Origin of the sequence: Sedimentibacter saalensis, assembly GCF_007830175.1 — a bacterium.
Classification (GTDB): domain Bacteria; phylum Bacillota; class Clostridia; order Tissierellales; family Sedimentibacteraceae; genus Sedimentibacter; species Sedimentibacter saalensis.
The window spans coordinates 96,829-114,099 of record NZ_VLKH01000001.1 but is presented as its reverse complement, the minus strand read 5'-3'; the positions used below and the strand labels follow the sequence as shown (position 1 = coordinate 114,099).

14 protein-coding genes and 1 other annotated feature are annotated in these 17,271 nt (G+C 36.4%); of the genes, 11 read left to right on the top strand and 3 right to left on the bottom strand.

Features of this window, described 5'->3' with window-relative positions:
- The first annotated feature begins 87 nt into the window (after positions 1 to 87).
- Both LY60_RS00505 and LY60_RS00500 read left to right on the top strand, forming a co-directional pair.
- Entirely contained in the window at positions 88 to 1,206 is a 1,119-nt protein-coding gene (locus LY60_RS00505; RefSeq protein WP_145078497.1) for a DUF5305 family protein, read from the top strand.
- A 32-nt stretch (positions 1,207 to 1,238) separates the two neighbouring features.
- On the top strand, positions 1,239 to 2,588 hold the full coding sequence (locus tag LY60_RS00500) for an S-layer homology domain-containing protein (protein WP_212633431.1): 1,350 nt from the start codon (positions 1,239 to 1,241) through the stop codon (positions 2,586 to 2,588).
- A gap of 163 nt (positions 2,589 to 2,751) precedes the next feature.
- On the opposite strand, the gene LY60_RS00495 is transcribed toward LY60_RS00500, so the two are convergent.
- Positions 2,752 to 3,267: a hypothetical protein gene (locus tag LY60_RS00495; protein ID WP_145078491.1), complete on the bottom strand. Its 516-nt coding sequence runs from the start codon at positions 3,265 to 3,267 to the stop codon at positions 2,752 to 2,754.
- 655 nt (positions 3,268 to 3,922) lie between these two features.
- On the opposite strand from LY60_RS00495, the gene LY60_RS00490 reads away from it, so the two are divergent.
- The 3 genes from LY60_RS00490 to LY60_RS00480 all read left to right on the top strand — a co-directional run bounded on the left by LY60_RS00490 (position 3,923) and on the right by LY60_RS00480 (position 8,575).
- Positions 3,923 to 5,815: a PAS domain-containing sensor histidine kinase gene (locus LY60_RS00490; protein ID WP_170226056.1), complete on the top strand. Its 1,893-nt coding sequence runs from the start codon at positions 3,923 to 3,925 to the stop codon at positions 5,813 to 5,815.
- A 177-nt stretch (positions 5,816 to 5,992) separates the two neighbouring features.
- Positions 5,993 to 7,906 (top strand): anaerobic carbon-monoxide dehydrogenase catalytic subunit, encoded by a 1,914-nt coding sequence (gene cooS, locus LY60_RS00485; protein ID WP_145078485.1) that lies wholly within the window; start codon positions 5,993 to 5,995, stop codon positions 7,904 to 7,906.
- Between the two features lie 138 nt (positions 7,907 to 8,044).
- Positions 8,045 to 8,575, top strand: coding sequence for a TetR/AcrR family transcriptional regulator C-terminal domain-containing protein (locus tag LY60_RS00480; protein ID WP_145078482.1), 531 nt, complete (start codon positions 8,045 to 8,047; stop codon positions 8,573 to 8,575).
- On the opposite strand, the gene LY60_RS00475 is transcribed toward LY60_RS00480, so the two are convergent.
- Positions 8,565 to 9,605: a hypothetical protein gene (locus LY60_RS00475; protein WP_145078478.1), complete on the bottom strand. Its 1,041-nt coding sequence runs from the start codon at positions 9,603 to 9,605 to the stop codon at positions 8,565 to 8,567. The genes LY60_RS00480 and LY60_RS00475 overlap by 11 nt on opposite strands.
- A 198-nt stretch (positions 9,606 to 9,803) precedes the next feature.
- Between LY60_RS00475 and LY60_RS00470 the strand changes: the two genes are divergently transcribed.
- From LY60_RS00470 to LY60_RS00445, 6 genes are all read left to right on the top strand, one after another.
- A complete protein-coding gene (locus LY60_RS00470; RefSeq protein WP_145079737.1) occupies positions 9,804 to 11,171 on the top strand; it encodes a radical SAM/SPASM domain-containing protein in 1,368 nt (455 codons plus the stop codon).
- A gap of 257 nt (positions 11,172 to 11,428) precedes the next feature.
- Positions 11,429 to 12,643: a CCA tRNA nucleotidyltransferase gene (locus tag LY60_RS00465; RefSeq protein ID WP_145078475.1), complete on the top strand. Its 1,215-nt coding sequence runs from the start codon at positions 11,429 to 11,431 to the stop codon at positions 12,641 to 12,643.
- A gap of 52 nt (positions 12,644 to 12,695) precedes the next feature.
- Positions 12,696 to 12,935, top strand: a binding site (T-box leader).
- 47 nt (positions 12,936 to 12,982) lie between these two features.
- Positions 12,983 to 14,005 (top strand): ABC transporter substrate-binding protein, encoded by a 1,023-nt coding sequence (locus LY60_RS00460; protein WP_145078472.1) that lies wholly within the window; start codon positions 12,983 to 12,985, stop codon positions 14,003 to 14,005.
- Positions 14,006 to 14,027: 22 nt separating this feature from the next.
- On the top strand, positions 14,028 to 15,029 hold the full coding sequence (locus LY60_RS00455; RefSeq protein ID WP_246145329.1) for an ABC transporter substrate-binding protein: 1,002 nt from the start codon (positions 14,028 to 14,030) through the stop codon (positions 15,027 to 15,029).
- An 18-nt stretch (positions 15,030 to 15,047) separates the two neighbouring features.
- Entirely contained in the window at positions 15,048 to 15,938 is an 891-nt protein-coding gene (locus LY60_RS00450) for an ABC transporter permease (RefSeq protein WP_145078469.1), read from the top strand.
- Positions 15,938 to 16,729: an ABC transporter ATP-binding protein gene (locus LY60_RS00445; protein WP_145078467.1), complete on the top strand. Its 792-nt coding sequence runs from the start codon at positions 15,938 to 15,940 to the stop codon at positions 16,727 to 16,729. The genes LY60_RS00450 and LY60_RS00445 overlap by 1 nt, the downstream gene beginning before the upstream one ends.
- 254 nt (positions 16,730 to 16,983) lie before the next feature.
- Here LY60_RS00445 and LY60_RS00440 read toward each other — a convergent pair whose 3' ends face one another.
- Positions 16,984 to 17,202 carry a DUF572 domain-containing protein gene (locus LY60_RS00440; RefSeq protein ID WP_145078464.1) on the bottom strand — a complete coding sequence of 73 codons (219 nt, stop codon included), beginning with the start codon at positions 17,200 to 17,202 and terminating at the stop codon, positions 16,984 to 16,986.
- Positions 17,203 to 17,271 lie beyond the last annotated feature (69 nt).

Genomic DNA, 17,271 nt, shown 5'->3' with positions numbered 1-17,271 from the left:
CAATTCATTTCTAATAAACCAAGGGGAGTATTTTCTCTCTCTCTTGGTTTTATACGTATTTTTATTTAAGGCCTGGGGGATAGAAATATGAAATTAAGACTCACTAAAAACACAAGAAAAACATTGATTTTTATATTCATAATAACAACAATACTATTTTCATATTTCATTTGCAATGAAGTATACAATCCGGGCTTTCAAGAACAAAAGAATGCTTTGTATACATACATCAACAAAGGTGCTATTAATTACTCAGTGCATTTGAAGCCAAATAAACTATATAGTGAAGATGTGTTAGAAGAAGGGAAGTTATATATTACAGAATTTGTTGATTATATAGATACAAAATTAAAGTATGAATTTGCAGGTGACATGTCTGATAGTATAAAAGCAAATTATAGCGTTATTGCTAAAGTACAAGGGTTTGTAATTGAATCTGAGGAAATTAAAAACGTCTGGGAGAAGGATTTTCCTATTGTACCAGGCAGGACGATTAACTCTTATGAAAATAAAATTTCAATAAATGAAAAGGTAAAGGTTAATATAAATGAATACAATGCATTTGTTAAGGAAATAAAAGAGACAACAAAAATCAACTGCCAGACTAATTTATCGCTGCTGATGATTGTTGACCTTTCAGGTTCTACAGATAAAGGTGTTGTAAAGGATAACATAACAACAAGTTTGGTGGTTCCGTTAGATGTTGCAATGTTTGAGGTGTCAGGGAACAGTAAAGTAGATAAACCCGGTGTAATAGAAGAAACTGTTCAGGCTCAGCTGCCGGTAAATAAGAATTTAGTTATAATTTTTGGACTTATTTTAGCTGCTTCATTAATTTTATTAATAGTATTAATATTTTTCACCAATATAGCACCTGATAAAGATGAACATGAAAAAGAGTTATATAAAATATTTAAAAAGCACGGGGACAGATTAGTTGCCTTATGCTCAGACATTGATTTAACAAACACAATAACAGTAAAGTCTATAGATGATTTAGTAAAGATAGCTGATGATGCAGGGAAATCTATTTTATATAAATACAGCCACAACTACAAGGAAATCAATAAATTCTATGTAACTGACAATGATGAAGTGTTTTTGCTTGTTTTAGAATATTCGCATGTTGAAAATAATGAAGGTACAGAAATTAAAATTATTGAAAATATAACAGAACAAATTAAGACTGAATCACAGCTTAATTAATAATTAGTATCAAATCAAAGGGAGTGAAATAGTTGAAATTCATAAATAAATTATTCATGACAATATTGAGAATTTGTGTAATTGTTTTAGTAGGAGGAGTTTTAACCAGTAATATGATGGAACTCACTTATTCTGCAACTATCCAAAACAATCCCAATGTTCTGATTACAATAAACAGTGATGGAAGCATTTCACAAAACGGAAATCTCTTTGATGGTCAATTGTATCCAAGCACATTAATTGATGCTGAAAATGGTGTTGGCGGAATAAATGGTGTCATTAGAATTCAAAATCAATTTAAAAATATAGATGTTGATAATCTGGCCATAGGTATTAATGACATGGTTATAGGCAATAATTATCCAAAAAACATAGTGTTAGCTTCATTTTTACATAATGTAAGGTTGAAAATAGAAAAAGGTGTATTGTTTGACTTTAATAAAACAATAGTTGATTATACAAGTCTTGAAAATATTTTATACGAATCAGATAATTCTGAATATATGGGATATTCCTTAGCTTCAAATGATAAGTTCAGTTTAAATAAAGGTGAAACTACTGATTTAAAATATTCACTCCATATGGATCTGGGTGCAGGAAATGAATTGCAATCACTGACAGCATACATGCCAATATATATAAATTTAAAGGAATCATATAGTGACCATGGAAATGATGATGAGGAAGAAGTTGTAATAATTGAAGATTCATTAGTGCCAATAGATAAATTAAATAAGATGGATCACTTCCAATATATTCAAGGTTATCCTGACAATACAGTAAGACCTGAAGGATTAGTAACAAGAGAAGAAGTTGCAGCAGTATTTTACAGACTGCTTGATCCTGTGTACAGAATAAGCATATTATTAGAAAATGAAAGCTTTTCTGATGTAAGTCATGACAGATGGTCAATTAAGTATATTGCTTCTTTATGTAACGGAAAAATATTGGAAGGTTATCCAGATGGAAGTTTTAAACCGGGAAGCCCTATTACAAGAGCAGAACTAGCTGCTGTAGCATCAAGATTTGATAAATTAAGCCCTTTGGAAGAAAACAGCTTCGCAGATACTAATGAACACTGGGCCATTGAATATATAAATTCAGCTGCAGCAAAGGGGTGGGTAAAGGGCTATCCAGATGGAAGCTTCAAGCCTGATCAGTATATAACCAGAGCAGAATTTGTAACTCTTGTAAATAATGTTTTAAATAGAAATGTACACAAGGATAATATATTAGAAAACATAAAGGTATTTCCTGATTTAACTTCAGACTCATGGTATTATGAAGATATGGTTGAAGCAATAAACAGTCACATTTATTCAAGAGATGAAAATTCATCAGAAGTATGGATTGAAATAATTTATCCAACATTGGATTTATAAAAAATAAATGGTTCTTATATAGTAAAGTATTCAAATGAACGATTTGCTATATAAGAACCATTTTTAATTCAAGGACAGTAGTCCTCCCCTACGTGTAGTAATCTCAAATTTGTAGTAATTTCTAAACCACCGTTTCGTAGGGGCGGATCTTGTGTCCGCCCGCTTATTTTTTGCTCTTAATCTTATCATACGCCGAACCTGGCTGAACAATATCTTTGTTTAATCGTACCAGTGTTTTTAAATATTCCTGATCATTCAATCGTTCTAAAGATTCCGAAACTTCGCTTTTTAAATTCATTGGTTTTATCACTTTGAATGCAGCCGCAGTGATTACAATGGCCAAGGGAGCAATAAATTTAATGGCAGCAGCATCATCAACTTCCATGTTCATGTTCCCAGACATTATTCTGGCTACATAGCTGCCCAGAAGGATTGATAGCAGCACAGAAGAGGCTATAGTTGAAAATGCAGAAGATAACCCCTTAAGCAAAAGATTTGACGGTGACAAAAGTGCAGGTTCCTGTACACTGTCATCCAAGTAACTTTTTTTACAATAGGGACATTCCCTTAGGGGATTTCCAAAATTTTTATTACTGTTGGTCTTAATAGTGTTTTTCTTGAATTTTGTTTCAATCATTTCATTGCAATGAGGACAATAGTTAGATTTATAAACGGACATTTGACACCTCTTATAATTAACAAGCCTTACTAATTATCAGGCATGTACAAATCTTAGATTTATATAGTACTACATCGGTACCATAACCATTGTATCATTATATTTTGACTGCAGCGTATTGTCAACAAATTCTGAAATCATAAATTTTTATTTGCCCGTATTTATGTTCATAAAAACGGAACATTATGCTTTGATCCGATCTGCAGGGGAGGACTACTGTTCTCCCAAACATAACAATATATTGAATTAATAAACCGGGCGGACACAAGATCCGCCCCTACGAAACGATGATTCAGAATTACTACACGTAGGGGAGGACTACTGTCCTCCCGAAACCATGGTTCAAAAAACACAACATTATGCTCTGATCTATCTGTAGGGGAGGACTACTGTCCTCCCGCATTTATGTTGCAATAAAAACAGAAAATTTACTAATCAAACTGTAACGTGAGGAATACTGTCCTCCCAAAGATAACAATATATTGAATTAATAAATCATTCGAAGGGAAATTAGGTTTGTCATTAGTCTGAGACATTACACTGTCTTTTTTTGTCGAAATTTGATAATAAATTATTAATTCACAAAGTCGAATTATAATATATAATATAGTAGTTGGTCGAAATGCGACCCAATTCGGCAGGGGGAGATGCAATAATGAATTATACAGTTAAAAGAAGAATTCAAAAACCATCTTTATGTTTTAATGATAATATTGCATCAGGAGTAAATCATGAATTTGAAAAGCTCACAGGTTATTCAAGAGGTGAACTTCTTGGAAAGACAGCATATGAAATTAACAAAATGCTGAGAACAGAATCTCAGGTCGCTAGCGGATATAATTTATTCCGTAAAAGTATGTTCATTTTTACAAAGGAGTTAGAACCCATTGAGGTTGTAGTGAGCAGGAAATTACAAGAGATTAACAATGAAAGAATTTATTATTTCCATAAAAAGAAAAACTCCAGTGTTTATGAATCACTGCCATATGTAATTTCAACACTGAAGGATAATCAGTTAGGCGTTGTAGTGTACAGCGCTTATGACGGTATTGTACTGCAGGCCAATGAAAAGTTTTTGAACATTTTAAATGTTCCCTACTGCACCATTGGAGATTACATCGGAAAAGGGCTGAGGGAAATATCCGAAATGTTTGATGAAAGTAATTATCAGGAAATCTTTTTTTATGTTGTTAAAACAGGCATGCCTTTTTATGCAAAAGAATTTAAGGCCTTTGAACAATCTGATGTCTACTGGAATGTTTCTTTGGTACCTATTGCCGTATCGGGTGTAGTGAAGTATGTGGTTTATACTGTTTCAGATGTAACAGATGATGTTATCAGGAGAAAAATTGTAGAAGAACAAAAACAAAATCTTGAGGCAATAATTGAAAATATGTCGGATAGCTTGTTCATGGTTGATAAAGATTACAGCATTGAAGCACTTAACAGTGTGGCAAAGTGTTCAGCATCGGAGTATGATATCTTGGGATTGGCTGGACAATTGCTCATGTATGATTTTGAAGGAAATAATATTGCTTTTAACAATCATCCTGCCAATAAAATTTTAAATGGAGATAAATTAAGCTGCTTCAGGTATTCATTACAAAACTCACACTGCACATATTACTTGAGTCTCAGCGGAAGCCCTGTGTATCATGATGGCAGCATTACAAAGGCTTTAATATGCATACGTGATATTACAGAACAGGTGATAAATGATAAGCTTATAAGCAAACAGGAGGAGATGAAAACATCCCTTAAGGTTCAGGATGAAATATTTGCCAATGCATCTCATGAGCTCAAGACTCCCCTGAGTGTGATTTATTCTGCAAATCAGATTATGGATATGTATTTGAATAACAGCTCATTTATAGATAGGAATAAGCTTATAACTTACAACAACATCATAAAACAAAATTGCTTTAGGCTCACAAGGCTTATAAACAACATAACTGATTTGACAAAATGCAGGTCAGGTTATCTGGACTTTATCATAAACAATGAAAATATAGTTGATATAGTAAAAAATATAACATTGACGGTTTCTGAACACTTTAAATCAAAAGGTATACGAATAGAGTTTTACACAGATGTTGAGGAAAGGACAATGGCATGCGATGCTGATAAAATTGAGCGAATAGTGCTGAATTTGATTTCAAACTCAATTAAATTTTCAAAAATTAAAAGTACAATTTTTGTTAGCATTCATAACAAAGAAGATGCAGTTGAAATAAAGGTAAGCGATGATGGTATAGGGATTGACAGCAAGCATATTGACTGCATATTTGAAAGATACTACCAGGCTGATAAATCCATTTCCAGGAAAGTTGAGGGGAGCGGCATCGGTCTGCCTCTTGTAAAGGAATTTGTGGAACTTCACAACGGGCACATATTTGTTGAAAGTGAATTAGGAAAAGGAAGCACATTTATTGTGGAACTTCCTGTTAAAATTGCAGAAAATGAAGTAGATCTTGTTTATTCTTCAGCAGTGAACAAAATTGACATGATTGAAATTGAATTTTCTGACATTTATAGCTTGAATAATTGATATATTATTCTTCCAAATTAAAACATCAACGCTACCGGTCAGATTATTGGCGGGTATTTTTTTATTGGGATGGCAATATGTTTTGCAGCAACAAAAATTAAGTTCAAAAGCAACTTTGGAAGTATTTTATTTTTGCATGTGGTCATCCTAAACAATAAATACAAAATGGAGGAAAATATGTCTGAAACAATGTTAGAAAAACCAAAAAACAGGGTTAGTTACCACGACTCTGTGGAGGAAATGCTCATAAGAATCAAGGAAGACGGGCTTTCAAGCGTTTTTTCCAGGTGGGATGAGCAGGAAAAAATCCGCTGTACTTTCTGTCTGCAGGGGTTAAGCTGTCAGCTTTGTACCCAGGGTCCCTGCAGAATAAGCGAAAAAACTGGAGCTATAAAAGGAGTTTGCGGAATTGATCCTGATGCAATGGCAATGAGAAATCTTCTCATGAGAAACATAATGGGTGCTGCAACTTATGGTCACCACGCTTTCGAGGCTTTCAGGACTTTGAAGGCAACAGGTGAAGGAAAAACAACTTTTAAAATCACCGATGCGGATAAATTGAAATGGATGTGTGAAAAAACAGGAATCAACACAAGCCAGGACATCAACAAAATGGCTGTTGAACTTGCAGAACTTCTTGACAGGGAAATGAAGGTTAATCCGGACTGCGAGAGCATAATGGTTGAAGCATTTGCACCTAAAAAAAGAAAGCAGCTGTGGAGAGATTTAAACATTTACCCCACAGGAGTGCAGCATGATGTGGAAAACTGCATTGCAAGCTGTCTGACAAATGTTGACGGTGATTATGTGTCACTGGCTAAAAAGGCTCTGCGACTGGGGCTGTCAACCATTTACACAGCACAAATAGGGCTTGAAATGACGCAGGATATTTTATTCGGAACTCCAATGCCTCACGAAGTTGATGTGGATTTGGGAATAATGGATCCTGACTATGTAAATATTGCATTTAACGGTCATCAGCCTTGGGTGGGAGTTGCAGCTCTTCAAAAAGCTAAGATGCCTGAATATCAGGAAAGGGCAAGAAAAGCCGGAGCAAAGGGCATACACATTGTAGGCTCAATTGAAACAGGTCAGGAAATGCTTCAAAGATTTCCTGTTGATGATGTCTTTGTGGGACTCATGGGAAACTGGCTTGCAATTGAACCGTTTCTTGCAACAGGAACAGTTGATGCCCTTGTAATGGAAGAAAACTGTTCTCCTCCTGCAATCGATCAGTACGCCGAGAAATACCAGGTAGCTCTTGTGAGCGTCAGCACAATAATAGGAGTACCGGGAGCAGAACACAAGATGCCTTACTATCCTGCAAAAGCAGAAGAAATGGCAGAAAACTGCATAAACATTGCAATTGACAACTTCAGAAAAAGACACGGAAAAATCAAACCTATGGTTCCTCAGCACAAAATGAAAGCCATAGCAGGTTTTTCAACTGAAGCAGTTTTAAAGGCAATCGGAAATGACTTGAATGTACTGGTTGACGTCATTGTAAAAGGACAAATAAAAGGTGTTGTTGCATTGGCTAACTGTTCAACATTAAGAAACGGTCCACAGGACTGGAACACAGTAAACATTACAAAAGAACTCATCAAGAGAGACATACTGGTTGTAGCAGGAGGCTGCGGAAATCATGGTCTTGAAGTGGCAGGCATGTGTAATCTTGACGCCGCTGAAATGGCTGGTGAAGGATTAAAGGGTATCTGCAAGGCTCTTGGAATTCCTCCTGTTTTAAGCTTTGGAACATGCACGGACACAGGAAGAATATCAATGCTTGTAACAGCTCTGGCAGATTTTCTTGATGCTGACATTTCAGATCTTCCAATAGCAGTTACTGCTCCTGAGTGGATGGAGCAAAAAGCTACAATAGATGGATTGTTTGCAGTTGCTTACGGTGCATACACACATTTGTCTCCTACACCTTTCATAACAGGTGCTCCAAATCTTGTGAAACTTCTTACAGAAGATGTTGAAGGGCTGACCGGAGGAAAGGTTGCACTGGGAGATGATCCTCGTCAGGCAGCAGCAGATATAGAAAAACACATAATCAGCAAAAGACAGAAAATGGGATTGAAGTAAAATTATTAAGCCAATCATATTAGTATAAAGCTAATTGATTGGCTTTTTTTGTACCTAATTTTTCCTTTAAAAATTTCAAAAACAATGATAAAATAGATGTAATTAATGTCCGGCTATTTCCCAGAAAGGAATGATATTATGTCTGATTCTCAAATTACAAAACGAGCACTGGCTGAATCCATGAAAAACCTTATGGAAGAGCGCCCAATGAAAAAAATCAACATAGGAGACATAGTGGAAGGATGCAACATGAACAGGCAAAGTTTTTATTATCATTTTAAAGACAAATATGACCTGGTAAATTGGATTTATTACACGGAGTTTATTGTCACCATCAAAGATGTGCCTCTGCATTCCTGGGAAATTGTAGAGAAAATATGTGAATTTTTTTATGAAAATAAGGCGTTTTACAAAAATGCATTTCAGGTTACAGGACAAAATTCGTTTTCTGAGTATTTTATTGAAGTATTGCATCCTATTCTTACAGTGCAGTTGAACAATGTATTCAAAAACAACAAAAATGTAGATTTTTATGCTACTTTTTATGCAGATGCAATTCGTGTTTCCATATCCAGATGGCTCACAGAAGGAGCAGCAATTCCTCCTGAGAAGTTTGTTGAGCTCATAAAAACAGCCATAGAAGGAGTTGCAGCGTATATCAATGATTGATAATCTGTATGTTTTTAAGTACATCTGCAAGAGATGATTCAGTGATGTTTAAGTAAGACTTTGCACCGTAAAGTGATGAAGCAGTCGCCTGACCACTTGAATCTATGCTCAGGAAAAATGATTCTTCGGATATAATGCTGTCTATTCTGGCAATGTCACCGTAAAAATCCATTAGGCATACAGGATGGTTCGTCCTGGTTCTTGAATTGTAGATGTATTCATAAACTTTTATAGAAGTTTCATCGCTGCATTCCTGATCTTTGACAAGTACGGCAAAGTTCATGCTTGCAGACAGCAGTTTATTTGAAACAACACCGTTCATTATGTCAGAAGCGTTGTTGTCATTGTAATACATATATCCACCGTAAAAGCACTTGTATTTTTTAAGTATGTTTGTTTTTTCAACAGCAAGAGTGCAGTCATCTTCAATAATCACGTTTATGCAAATATTTGAAAGATTGCTTAATTTTTTTGCTGTTTCTTCGTCAATTATACAGGGGTCTATAAAAATCACAATTGCACAGTCACGGTTCTTTTCAATTGCAGCATACATTTCATCAAACATTTCGATGTTTTTTCCTAACATAATCATGTAGCTGTAAATTCCTGTTTTTTTTCCCTCTTGAATCAATCTGTCTGCTTCATGTACTGAAATGTGATCATCATTACTTTTTTCAAAGTCGAACACTATAACCCATGGAATGTTGTATCCGAATTTTTTTTCATTTTCTCTGATTATGTTTGCACCGTATGTCATGCTGTTGAAGCCGATGTTAATTCCGAAATCGACAATTGATTTATGTTTTGTGTTTTTAATCAGACTTTCTATGATGTCATAATAATAACTGTCTTCGTTTTTTAATATGCCGTGGGCAAGTTCGAAGAAATCCTTCTGAAATCTGCCCCTTGCAAAGTATTCACCAAGATCCAGCAAATTTCTTACTCCACGTTTTGGATTGTCCTGTATGTATCTTATGCCGTTTTCAACAGCAGTCTTGATTACAGCGTAAGTCAGTTCGTAATTATCCATATCTTTTTACCTTTTTATTTTAATCATATATCCTTTTTAATTTGTGCAATATAGACAAATTTTAAAAATGTCAAAAAATAAGACAATTTTATAGATGTGTCGTATTTTAAGACACATGATTGTTTTGTCTAATGATAGTTTTTAAAGACGATAATATAATATTAATATAATAAATTAGGGGGCATATATATGAGTGAAATGAGCATGGTTGAAAATCTCAAAATTTATGGGATGAAAAAAGTTCTTGATTATCTGGATGAAGATCCTGACAACAATATTCCTAAAGTTCTGGACTGGGTGGAGAAATTTGATAAGGAAAAAACAGCAGAAAGGCAGATTTCTTCCGTAAAAACAGTGCTCGAAGATACACACAGCAACTGGTATGGTTTGGTTAAGAGTTTGTATACAGACATTGATTCGGAAGTGAGGAAGACATTATTTGAAAATTTCATAATCAATGCAACCATAATCGGAGGAAGACGTCAGAAAAAATCAAGAGAAGAAAATAACTGCAATATTCCATGGGCAATACTAATGGATCCTACGTCATCCTGTAATCTTCACTGCACAGGATGCTGGGCTGCTGAATACGGTGACAAACTGAACATGGATTTTGAAACACTTGACAGCATAATAAAGCAGGGAAAAAAATTAGGAACGTACATGTATATTTATTCAGGCGGAGAGCCGCTGGTGAGAAAGAAAGACATCATAAGTCTATGCGAAAAACACAGCGACTGCACATTCCTGGCATTTACAAATTCCACATTGATTGACCAGGAGTTTGCCGATGAAATGCTCAGGGTAAAAAACTTCATTCCAGCAATAAGTGTTGAAGGTTTTGAAGAAGAAACAGACTTCAGGCGCGGCAAAGGAACTTATAAGGCAATTACAAAAGCAATGGAAATTTTAAAGGAAAATAAGCTTCCATTTGGAATTTCATGCTGCTATACAAGCAAAAATACAGATGTCATAGGCAGCGAAGAGTATTTTGACGACATGATAGAAAAAGGAGCTAAGTTTGCATGGTTCTTCACTTACATGCCTGTAGGGAAGGACGCTGTCACTGAACTTCTTGCAACCGCTTCTCAGCGTGAGTTCATGTACCACCAGATAAGAGAGTTCAGAAAGACAAAGCCGTTGTTCACTCTTGATTTCTGGAATGACGGAGAATATATTAACGGGTGCATAGCCGGAGGAAGATGCTACCTGCACATCAACGCAAACGGAGATGTGGAGCCATGTGCATTCATTCACTACTCTGACACAAACATTCATGAAAGCACATTGCTTCAGGCATACAAAAATCCTTTGTTTATGCAGTACAAGAAAAACCAGCCATTCAATAGAAATCACCTGAGGCCCTGCCCATTGCTGGACAATCCGGGAAGGCTCACAGACATGGTAGAAAAATCGGGGGCAAAGTCAACTGACCTGCAAAATCCAGAAAATGTCAGGGATTTAAGCTCAAAATGCAAGACGGCAGCCCATAATTGGGAAAGAGTTGCTGATGAATTGTGGGAAGAGTCCCATGGTACGTGTGAAAGCTGCAATTCAGCAAAATAATAGCATGAACGCTAATGGGTTCTTCAGATTATTGACAACCTAATTTATACAAAACGTAGGGGCGGATCTTGTGTCCGCCCGGGGTTGCGGGAGGACACGAGGTCCTCCCCTACAAAATATGATTTCAAGTTCATCGACAATTACAAATATTAATTAATTAAATAACTTTGTCATAACCTAAGAACGCGTATGCGTTATTTTTGTTTGCTTTAATCTTATTTTTGGTTATAATATAGTAAAAAGCAAAGGGAGGAACCATGGATATTGAAATTAAAATGCCAGAAGAAGCCGAAAAGGCTCTTAATATTCTAAAATCCTGCGGCCATGAAGCATATGTGGTGGGTGGCTGCGTAAGGGATGCTATATTGGGAAGCGTTCCTTCCGACTGGGACATAACAACTTCGGCTTTGCCTGAAGAAATAAGCAGTTGTTTTAAAAATTACAGAACCATAAACACAGGTCTCAAGCACGGCACCGTAACAGTTATAATAAATAAAATGCACCTTGAGATTACAACATACCGCATTGACGGAAAGTACAGCGACAACAGAAGGCCAGATGAGGTTACATTCACAGACAAGGTATCAATGGATTTAAAGAGAAGGGACTTTACAATGAATTCTCTTGCCTACAACAAGGAAGGCATTGTAGACTTGTTTGGAGGAATAGAGGACATAAAAAACAAGATTGTAAAATGTGTGGGTGTTCCGGATGAAAGATTTCAGGAGGACGGGCTCAGAATTTTAAGAGCCATGCGCTTTGCAGCGGTTCTTGGTTTTAATGTTGAGGAAGACACAAGAAAAAGCATACATAAAAACAAAAATCTTCTCCAAAACATATCATTTGAAAGAATAAACAACGAGTTTATGAAATTGTTAAATGGAATAAAATGCAGTGAAATACTGTCTGAATACAAGGATGTGGTTGAAGTGTTCATTCCTGAAATTTCTGAATTAAGGGATGAATTGTGGACAGAAAGATTAAATTCAGCTTCCCTTGTGGACAACATAATAATAAAATTATCATTGCTGTTCTATGGAATGGATGCAGAACTAATTTTAAGGCGAATGAAAAGCGACAATGACACAATAAAAAAGGTAAAGCTGCTGACATTAAACATGGATGGAGAAATTGTTCCGGAAATTCCAGCCATAAAAAGATGGCTCAATAAAATGGGATATGACAATATGAAACTGCTCATCCATTTGAAGGACGCAAGTTTAAAATATCCTGAGGCTGAAAAAAAATACCTAAGAAAAGCAGAAGAACTAATGGACACAATTGTTCGTCAAAATCAGTGCTACAGCCTGAACACGCTCGAAGTTAAAGGAACTGACCTCATAGCCGCTGGAATTCCAAAGGGTCCGGGAGTTGGGAAACTATTAGATGAAATGATTGAAAAAGTTATGGATGATGAACTTGAAAACAAAAAGGATGTACTTCTTGGCTATGTGAATAATAAAAAATTATAAAATACTGTTGACAAGAATTTGAAGTCGTGATAAACTTCTAAAAAATACAAAAACAAAACCGTTGAAGCGAAGATTAAACCATATGTGCACTCACAGAGAGCAGGGGATGATGAGAACCCGGCAGAACGCAGTATGGCAAGTGGATCGCTGAGGGTGAGGTGAAAGAGGTAGTACTCAAGTATCTGAAACGTGAGCTTACGTTACAAAGCAGAAAATGTGATGGCATTTTTGTTAAGTTGGATTGAATTTTCAGTCAATTAAGGTGGTACCGCAGGAATAACCTGTCCTTTTCATAGGACAGGTTTTTTGTTTTTGTAAATAAAATTCCAGGAGAAAAATATGAAAAAATTAATGGCATTATTAATCTCAGCAGCAATGATAACAACTTTATTTACAGGCTGCAGCACAAAAGCAGAAAGTGCAGAAACAAAGACAGAAACAAATAACCAAGCAGCGGTAACAGAAACTGCTAAAACAGAAAAATTAAGAGTTGGAATTGTTCAGGCAGTAAATCATCCATCCCTTGATGAAATAAGAGAATATGCAATCAAAGGCCTTGAAGAATCAGACATCGGAGAAAACATTGAAATAATATACAAGGATGCCCAGGGGGACCCGGCTAATGTTAACACAATAATATCCCAGTTTGTTGGGGATGAAGTGGACATGATAATTCCCATAGCTACAGGAGCAGCTCAGTCAGCGGCAGCAGCAACAAAAAACATCCCAATAGTGTTTGCAGCAGTGAGCTATCCGGTCAAGGCCGGTCTTGTGGAAGACATGAATGTTACAGATAAAAACATCACAGGCGTTTCAAATGCAATTGCCATAGAAGACATATTCAAACTGTCTCAGAAACTGACTCCAAAAGTCAAGACATACGGCTTCATTTACAACACCAGCGAAGTAAATGCAGTTGCCAGCACCGAAAGAGCTAAAGCATACTGCGACGAAAACGGACTTAAATATGTCGAAGCAACTATAACAAATTCAAGTGATCTTCTTCAGGCAGCACAGTCGCTGATGGGAAAGGTTGATGCAATATTTGTACCTAATGACAACACCATAGCTTCAGCAATGCCGGTACTTTCAGCAGAAGCAATAAAGGCAGGAATTCCTGTTTACACCGGTGCAGATTCAATGGTCATTGACGGAGGTTTTGCAACAGTTGGCATAGATTACAAAGTTCTTGGAAGACAAGTGGGAGACATGGCTGTTAGAATTCTGGAAGGTCAGTCAATAGCTGACAATCATGTTGAAGTAATAAACCAGTATTCAAACATAATCAACATGACAACAGCAAAAGCCCTTGGCTTGGAACTTGATCAGGAAACAATAAAAGATTTTAAAATTATAGAATAATAAAGACAAAATGGAGGACAAAATGAAAATGAAAAAAATCATATCAGCAATAACATTAGCAGCACTTATATTGACAACAGTATTGACAGGCTGCGCAGCAAAAGGCGAAACAGTCCAGGCACCAAGTGAAACATCAAATGAAAAAATAAAAATTGGCATAATTCAGCCTGTTGAACACCCTTCTTTAAACCAAATAAGAGAATCTATCATACTGGGGCTTGAAGAGCAGGGACTGAAAGATAAGGTAGAAATAACATACAAGGATGCCCAGGGAGATCCGTCAAACATAAACACAATAATTTCTCAGTTCGTTGGAGAAAAAATGGATGTAATAGTTCCTATAGCAACATCAACAGCTCAAAGTGCCGCTGCGGCAACAAGCGATATTCCCATAGTGTTTGCAGCTGTAAGCTATCCTGTTGAAGCTGGATTGGTAAAAGATTTAAATAAGCCTGAAAGAAACATTACCGGAGTCAGCGACGCCATTGATATAAAGCAAATATTTGACCTTGCATTTGAACTGACTCCTGAAATAAAGACATTCGGATTCATATACAACTCAGGTGAAGTGAATTCAGCAGCAGCCATAGAGCAGGCAAAGAGCTACCTTGAGGAGAAAGGAATTGAATATGTGGAAACAACCATAACAAATTCAAGCGAACTTCAGCAAGCTGCCCAATCTCTTGCAGGAAAGGTTGATGCAATATTCACTCCTACAGACAACACCGTTGCTTCAGCAATGCCTGTACTGTCTGCAGAAGCCATAAATGCAGGAATACCTGTTTACACAGGGGCTGATTCAATGGTTGCAGACGGCGGATATGCAACAGTGGGAGTTGATTACACAGTTCTTGGAAAACAAGTGGCAGACATGGTTAAGAGAATAATCGACGGTCAGGAAATTTCAGAAATTCCTGTTGAGACACTTAAGGAATACAAAAAAATAATGAATATCACAACGGCTAAAAGTCTCGGTGCAGAAATTACAGACAAAATGTTTGAGAATTTTGAGACAGTAGAATAATTACATCGGAGGAAGAAGTTGAATTTAGTATCTATTATAGGAGCAATTGAACTGGGTTTAGTTTATTCATTGCTTGCATTCGGAACATATATATCATTTAGAATATTGAATGTTGCTGATCTTACTGTGGACGGAAGTTTTGTCCTTGGTGCGGCTGTATCTGCAATGTTTGCTTACAGCGGCATGCCTGTTGCAGGAATTGCACTGGCTGTACTTTGCGGAGGTCTGGCAGGAATGGTAACTGCCACACTGCAGACAAAGATGGGTATACAGCCAATACTTTCAGGCATACTTACAATGACAGGACTGTATTCCATAAACCTCATGGTTATGGACGGCAAGGCCAACATACCATTGTTGAACAAGACAAATATTTTCACATATGCTGAATACATGTTCAACACTAAAATGTACAAAATCCTGGCTTTATTAATAATCATTGGGACAGTTTTCGCAATGCTAAACTGGTTTTTCAGGACGCAGCTTGGATTGTCCATAAGAGCAACCGGCGACAATGAAGACATGTGCAGAGCATCTTCCATAGACACGGATTTCATTAAGATGGTTGGATTTTCATTGTCAAATGCCATAGTTGCCCTGTCGGGAGCTCTTGTTGCCCAAATGCAGCAGTCTGCAGACATCAACATGGGTTCTGGAATGGTTGTAATAAGTTTTGCCTCTATAATAATAGGAAGCGTCATAATAAAAAACAAAAACATCACTGCAGGACTTCTTTCGGTAATAATCGGTTCAGTGATATACAGATTCATTATTGCACTGATACTTACAACAAGCTTCCCTCCGTCATATCTTAAGTTAATATCATCATTGGTGGTTGTAACGGCACTTTCTTTGCCCAATGTAAAAAGAAAAATTGAAATGAACAAGCTGAGAAAGGGGAGAAAGTAATGCTGAACATTAATGAAGCAACAAAAATATTCAACAAAAATACGCCTGATGAACACATAGCTTTGAACAACTTGAGCCTTGAAGTTTCAGACGGTGAATTTGTAACCATAATTGGAGGAAACGGAGCAGGAAAGTCAACGTTATTCAATGCCATATCAGGAACATTGCTGTGCGAATCAGGAACAATAAGTCTTGACGGACAGGACATAACACATATGGCAGAATTTAAAAGAGCAGAATTTATAGGAAGAATATTTCAGGATCCCATGAGAGGAACCGCTCCTCATTTAACAGTAGGAGAAAATCTTATAATTGCATACATGAGGAGTATCAAGAAAAACATGCTTGGAATTCCTTCAAAAAAAGAAAAGAATTATATTAAAGAACGCCTGGCAGCACTGAACCTTGGACTGGAAGACAGAATGAACACAAAGATTGGTCTTCTTTCAGGCGGACAAAGGCAGGCAGTAACACTGGTGATGGCAACTCTTGTGAAACCAAAGTTGCTTCTATTGGATGAGCATACGGCAGCACTTGACCCTGTAAGCGCAAAATCAGTCATTGATTTGACAAATAAAATAGTATCTGAAAACAACATCACAACCCTTATGATAACTCACAACATTACTTCTGCTCTGGCAATGGGAACAAGGACCATAATGATGGACTCTGGAACAATTGCAGTTGACATAAAAGGAGACGAGAGAAAGGAACTGACTGTACAGGATGTTCTTAAGAAGTTTAACAGTGTAAAGAAAAAAGAATTTGATGATGATAATGTCTTGCTGTAAAATGAATTTAATCTGCCAATAAAAAAAGGGCTGTTGCATCGTGTCATTCTGAGGGCTTTAGCCGAAAGATGCCCTAACCCTATTTTTCAGTTTTTTATGAAAAATAGCGGTAGGTCACTCGCAATGAGCACCAAATTTATGTGAGCGAAGTGAACATATAAATTTGTGTGCGAAACTGCAGAATCTCATCTTTTGAATTATGAGATCCTTCGCTATAGCTCAGGATGACATGAAATGTTTCAGCCTCATTTATTTTAATCTGTATAAATGAACGTTTCTTCAGCTCCGCATTCCGGACAATTTACAGTGACTTCATAGCTGTATATTGACAGAACTTTTACATTTGTGGCAACGCTGGCATTTGCATCTTTGCCCTTGTATATTACTTTTTCTGTATCTGAGCCCTTGGAATATATGTAATTGTATCTTTTTCCGCAGCTGTTGCATTTGCGTCTGCCCTTAATGGCTATCATATTTTCACATCCTATTTTAATCTTATGGTAGTTTATTATAATATGACAAAGTAACAATTTCAAGGATTA

Coding starts and splice junctions, on each gene's coding strand:
- LY60_RS00505 (WP_145078497.1), top strand. CDS start 88: ATGAAATTAAGACTCACTAAAAACACAAGAAAAACATTGATTTTTATA.
- LY60_RS00495 (WP_145078491.1), bottom strand. CDS start 3,267: ATGTCCGTTTATAAATCTAACTATTGTCCTCATTGCAATGAAATGATT.
- LY60_RS00490 (WP_170226056.1), top strand. CDS start 3,923: ATGAATTATACAGTTAAAAGAAGAATTCAAAAACCATCTTTATGTTTT.
- cooS (WP_145078485.1), top strand. CDS start 5,993: ATGTCTGAAACAATGTTAGAAAAACCAAAAAACAGGGTTAGTTACCAC.
- LY60_RS00480 (WP_145078482.1), top strand. CDS start 8,045: ATGTCTGATTCTCAAATTACAAAACGAGCACTGGCTGAATCCATGAAA.
- LY60_RS00475 (WP_145078478.1), bottom strand. CDS start 9,605: ATGGATAATTACGAACTGACTTACGCTGTAATCAAGACTGCTGTTGAA.
- LY60_RS00470 (WP_145079737.1), top strand. CDS start 9,804: ATGAGCATGGTTGAAAATCTCAAAATTTATGGGATGAAAAAAGTTCTT.
- LY60_RS00465 (WP_145078475.1), top strand. CDS start 11,429: ATGGATATTGAAATTAAAATGCCAGAAGAAGCCGAAAAGGCTCTTAAT.
- LY60_RS00460 (WP_145078472.1), top strand. CDS start 12,983: ATGAAAAAATTAATGGCATTATTAATCTCAGCAGCAATGATAACAACT.
- LY60_RS00455 (WP_246145329.1), top strand. CDS start 14,028: ATGAAAATGAAAAAAATCATATCAGCAATAACATTAGCAGCACTTATA.
- LY60_RS00445 (WP_145078467.1), top strand. CDS start 15,938: ATGCTGAACATTAATGAAGCAACAAAAATATTCAACAAAAATACGCCT.
- LY60_RS00440 (WP_145078464.1), bottom strand. CDS start 17,202: ATGATAGCCATTAAGGGCAGACGCAAATGCAACAGCTGCGGAAAAAGA.